Raw genomic sequence first — 4371 nt, 5'->3', positions numbered from 1 at the left:
AGCCCCGCCTGTTCCCCCAGGACCGCCGGGCGCTCCGCCAGTGACTCCTCCCGGCCCGCCTGGACCCGCGGGACCGCCGGAATCTCCCGAAATTCCAGGTCCGGGTGAAGCACGATCACCCGAAACCGGAGTTCCGGCTAGCCCGCCAGCACATTCGGAGCTACAGAGGCGCCTGCGGCGGAGAAGGAAACGTAAGCGGTACCGGGTCCGGCGCAAGCGCAGTATATGCAAAGCCAGACGCAAGCTGAAGATGAAGCGGGGCAAACGTAAAGTGAATCCGTGCCAAGCCAGGCGCAAGTACAAAATCGATCGCCAAGCGATAGACGGTGGTGAATAGAGGAGCGGTTGACCTGAATCCGGCTCAACCCGCCCCGCCCTGGATCTCAAGCAGCCCCAACCTTGATCAGGTGGGGCTGTTCCAACTTGCGAAACGGCAAGGAATAAGCAGCAATATAGGCCGCGGTCACTCCCGAAGTGAAGACGTGTTATTTTACACTTTTCATCCATCGCGGTTCGTTATACTCTTATAAGAGGAGACAACAGGAACCGGAGATAAATCTATCCAATTCATAGTTGTCCCAATTTATTGCGCGTTAGGGTGCATCACAGCTTGCGGCTGGGTCCCTTTGGCTGGGCCCCTTTACCTTTACAGGAGACCGGGTTGATATGAGCAAAGGAGATGGATATGGGCCACTTTGAATTGAAAATTGTGCATCAGCATTTCCTGACTCAAGAACTTGAGGAGCCCTGCTCCCACGGTCCGATTTACTTAAAGGTGAATGATGTGATGATCTCAAGCGAGGACGACGGTGACTGGGTCATTAATGAAGCCGCCCTTGCTCTAATGCGGACGGTAAGGTACGGATTCCCCAATCCTCTAGCGGCCCCGCCGAGGTACTATCCGGAAGGAATCAAAGAGGAAACATTGATTAATTGCTGCGGTGCGTACATGCTCTTCTGCTCTTCGTACATCAAGTGGAATGTGACGCTGAACGGGGATGAAGTGACGTTGAGCCACTTTGTTAAAAATGATCATGTGGATTACAGAGATCTTGCCGTTACACTGCCACTCGCTGAATATGCCACCATCGTGTATGCGTTTGCCGAGCAGGCATCTGATTTTTATATCGGCAAGGATGTGGACGCGGGCGGCATGGAGCTGTTTGAAGGACAGTATGGACAATTTTGGCAGGAATTTGAAGAGCATATGAAGTATATTAAGGAGAAGTACATATTATAGACGGATGCAGGGAAGGGGAGCTATGAGGGATAAACAAGATAAAAAGCTGACGCTCATACTCTCAAGCTTTCTTTTTCTCGTGTTTCTGATCAGCAATGTGATTCGCTATTTTGAGATCGGGAGCTTGAGCATGGTTACGGTCGTTTGTAATGTGGCAGCGCTCGTGCTGGTGGTGGTTAGCTCTAGGGTGTACAGACGAGCGAAGGGGCGGCGGATGGAGCGATGAAGGTTTTTGTAAGGAAGCAGTGGGCGAGTTCCGGAAAACGAACATAAGATCCAGACGAATGTTTGAAAAAATAGGCTTCAGGGAAATCGGCAGCGGCGCCTGTGAGCATGACGTGGGAGAGGCGCCTAAACTTATTCGTTATCAGTATCGGTATACCTAAGGAGGTACAGTTCGATGAAACTTGCAGAAGCTTTAGTGTTGCGTGTGGATTGTCAGCGGAAAATTTCGCAGCTGAGAGAGCGGCTTTCACGTGTTGTCAAAGTCCAAGAAGGGGATGAGCCTGCCGAGAAGCCTGAATTGCTGCTTCAAGAGCTGAATGAGACGATAAATCAATTAACGGTATTAATTATGTCCATCAACAAAACAAATTCGCTCACCCCATTTGATGAAAACAGAACCATTGCAGACGTCTTAGCGGAACGGGACAGTGTGATGCAAAAGCGAAAGATTCTCGATGAATTACTGGAGCATGCGTCCATCCGGCAGGATCGATATAGCCGCTCTGAGGTAAGGTACCAGGCCACCGTAGACATTCCAAAAATCCAAAGCGAGATTGATCGTTTATCGAAGGAATACCGGGAGCTGGATTTTAAAATCCAGGAAAAGAACTGGACCATTAATCTGGTTGAATAGTTAAGCTGGTAAACAATTTATAGAGGTGAACACAACCCTGCCAATAGGGAAAATTGGACCTCCGAATCGTTGGACGCAGGGCCATGTCTGACACTATTAAAGTTAGCCCGGTACTGTAACAAGATTGCGATTCAGCATGTAAGTACAGTGTATTCTTAAATGTAACTACCGTGTGTTGGCTATAAATTGTTGAGGGTGGGCAAGGGGTTTAGCTTAACTCAACGCAGAACAAGGGATGCCTGATTTGCAGGCATCCTTTTTTGCTGATGGCAGCACCGCTGCGGGTAAGGGCACTTAGTGTCCAACCATAGATATACGCCGGGGACTGCAAGGTTGTTATGAATCCACATATAATGGAGTTAAAGAAGACTTTGGTTGTAGTGGTGGACGTGCTTTTTCATGGAATGGAGGTGCAATATCATGATGACAAGCCTTGTTTCTCAAGTCGGAGAAGTGATGTCAGTCAGTCGAAGTGCAACACATACTTTTAGCAAAGAGGTAGTAACGACGATCCACTTACTTGCTGGTCTGGGAGTGGAAGGTGATGCCCACATGGGAGGGACTGTGAAGCATCGTTCACGAGTGGCGCAAAACCCGGATCAACCGAACCTGCGGCAAGTGCACTTAATTCATTCGGAGTTATTCGACGAAGTAGGGAGGGCTGGTTTTCACGTTGAGCCCGGGCAAATGGGTGAGAACATAACGACCCGCGGGATTCATTTGCTTGATTTGCCAACAGGGTCAAAGCTGTATATTGGCGAATCCGCGGTTATTGAAATCACAGGACTGCGCAATCCTTGTGCTCAGATCGACAACTTTCAGCCAGGACTGTTGAGTGCCGTTTTAGATAAAGACGCGGATGGGAAGCTTGTTCGAAAGGCTGGCGTCATGGCTATCGTGCTAGTTGGGGGAGAAATACGAGCAGGGGATCCCATCCGAGTTGAGCTCCCGCCTGAACCATTTCGGCCGCTAGAACGAGTGTAAGATAGGCATCCAAGTGAGGGGCAAAAAAACGTGCTGCTATGAAGCAAGTTCAGCCTGTGTTCACTCCCTTTGGCGGCCATGTATGTCAACTGAAAAATGAATTCTGTCAAAATGATATAGAGGCTGTCCGCTAAGGGACAGCCTCTATGATTTACTGCATGCAGACATGACCGCGAAGTCAGTATTCCTCGCCGATCATTAATACCGCTCGAGGATCAGTTGGGTCTTCAAGTCGTCGCCAGGCAGCAGCCAGCCGTTAGACTCGAGCAGCTCCAGCAACTCGGCACGAAGACGGGTTGCTACATTGCGATCAGCAGTTTTAAAGGAAACCTCGATGAAATCCTCGGTACCTGTACCGCTGCTGTTGCGAATCGGCCATACTTCGAGAGTCATCTTCACCCCTTGCCATTGCCCCTCGTAACGGTCGAATACCACCGGTCCATAAGAGCGGGACTGAGACAGCATTTGCTTGCCCCAGTTTGGAGCAGACCATTTATTGAGCTTGCCAGGCAGCTTGTCCAACAGATGGGAGAGCATCACTTGTTCGGATGGCAGCTGAGGACCCGCCATATTGACGCTGACTTTCTTCTCGTTGGAGAAGCTGAGAGTTTGCCGGCTGTAGCCCCAGTCGATTTCAGCCTCGTAATTGTCATCGGAGGAGTCAAAGCCCTCTTTGTTCGCCAAAGTCAGCGCAGCATCAATGTCTCCGTTGATGATCGGATACCGCTTTTTGAAAGTCAATTCGTAGTTGTTCTTATCTGCTTTCTTGCGGAAACGAACATTCCAGCCTTGTTCATTCAGGGCAAGATCATCGGTATCGAAATAGGCAACACCAATTGCCAGTGGCGTTGAAGAGACGCCCAGCTGTTGAATGACTTCCGGGCGAACCTGCCGGTCCGGGGTTAATACCGCTTCTGGTCTTGCGCTGAATTTCACCTCATACGAAGGCACCGCATTCGGTGCGGCTGATACAGACTCGAGTCCTGTACCTGCGAGCACGCTTCCCCATGCCGTGACACCAACGATCGCTGCCAGCGTCATGCGTTTCCATGTTTTCATCATTATCCACCACTCCTTTGAATTATTGAATACATGTTCACTGTAAAGGTGAAGTACAAGACCGCTGTTAAAAGGAAGGGGGAAATGCATCAAATTTCCATAGAATTTTTGAATGGCATACTCCAATTATTGTTAATCTCGGACTTGGCAGGAATGGTGCCCAAGATGCTGCCGGAAGTCCGGGGAGCTCGGGGAGTCCGGGAAGTTCGGGAACTTCAGGAAGCTCAGA

General features: G+C 49.9%; 6 protein-coding genes. 5 read left to right on the top strand and 1 reads right to left on the bottom strand.

What is annotated here, in order from left to right:
- The 5 genes from CHH67_RS26585 to CHH67_RS21495 form a co-directional block, all read left to right on the top strand.
- Positions 1-337 (top strand): hypothetical protein (locus CHH67_RS26585; RefSeq protein WP_218832069.1); only part of this gene is annotated, 337 nt, incomplete at its 5' end.
- A 348-nt stretch (positions 338-685) separates the two neighbouring features.
- A complete protein-coding gene (locus CHH67_RS21510) occupies positions 686-1240 on the top strand; it encodes a hypothetical protein (RefSeq protein WP_095267434.1) in 555 nt (184 codons plus the stop codon).
- Positions 1241-1262: 22 nt separating this feature from the next.
- Complete coding sequence (locus CHH67_RS21505) at positions 1263-1466, top strand: hypothetical protein (protein WP_141235856.1); 204 nt, start codon at positions 1263-1265, stop codon at positions 1464-1466.
- Between the two features lie 174 nt (positions 1467-1640).
- Positions 1641-2099, top strand: coding sequence for a DIP1984 family protein (locus tag CHH67_RS21500; protein ID WP_095267432.1), 459 nt, complete (start codon positions 1641-1643; stop codon positions 2097-2099).
- A gap of 420 nt (positions 2100-2519) precedes the next feature.
- Positions 2520-3083: an MOSC domain-containing protein gene (locus CHH67_RS21495; protein ID WP_095267431.1), complete on the top strand. Its 564-nt coding sequence runs from the start codon at positions 2520-2522 to the stop codon at positions 3081-3083.
- A gap of 198 nt (positions 3084-3281) precedes the next feature.
- Here CHH67_RS21495 and CHH67_RS21490 read toward each other — a convergent pair whose 3' ends face one another.
- Complete coding sequence (locus tag CHH67_RS21490; RefSeq protein ID WP_095267435.1) at positions 3282-4142, bottom strand: CYTH domain-containing protein; 861 nt, start codon at positions 4140-4142, stop codon at positions 3282-3284.
- Between the last annotated feature and the right edge of the window lie 229 nt (positions 4143-4371).

Source organism: Paenibacillus campinasensis, assembly GCF_002272015.1.
GTDB classification, from domain to species: Bacteria; Bacillota; Bacilli; order Paenibacillales; family Paenibacillaceae; genus Paenibacillus_AQ; species Paenibacillus_AQ campinasensis.
This window is presented reverse-complemented; position numbering and strand designations above follow the sequence as displayed.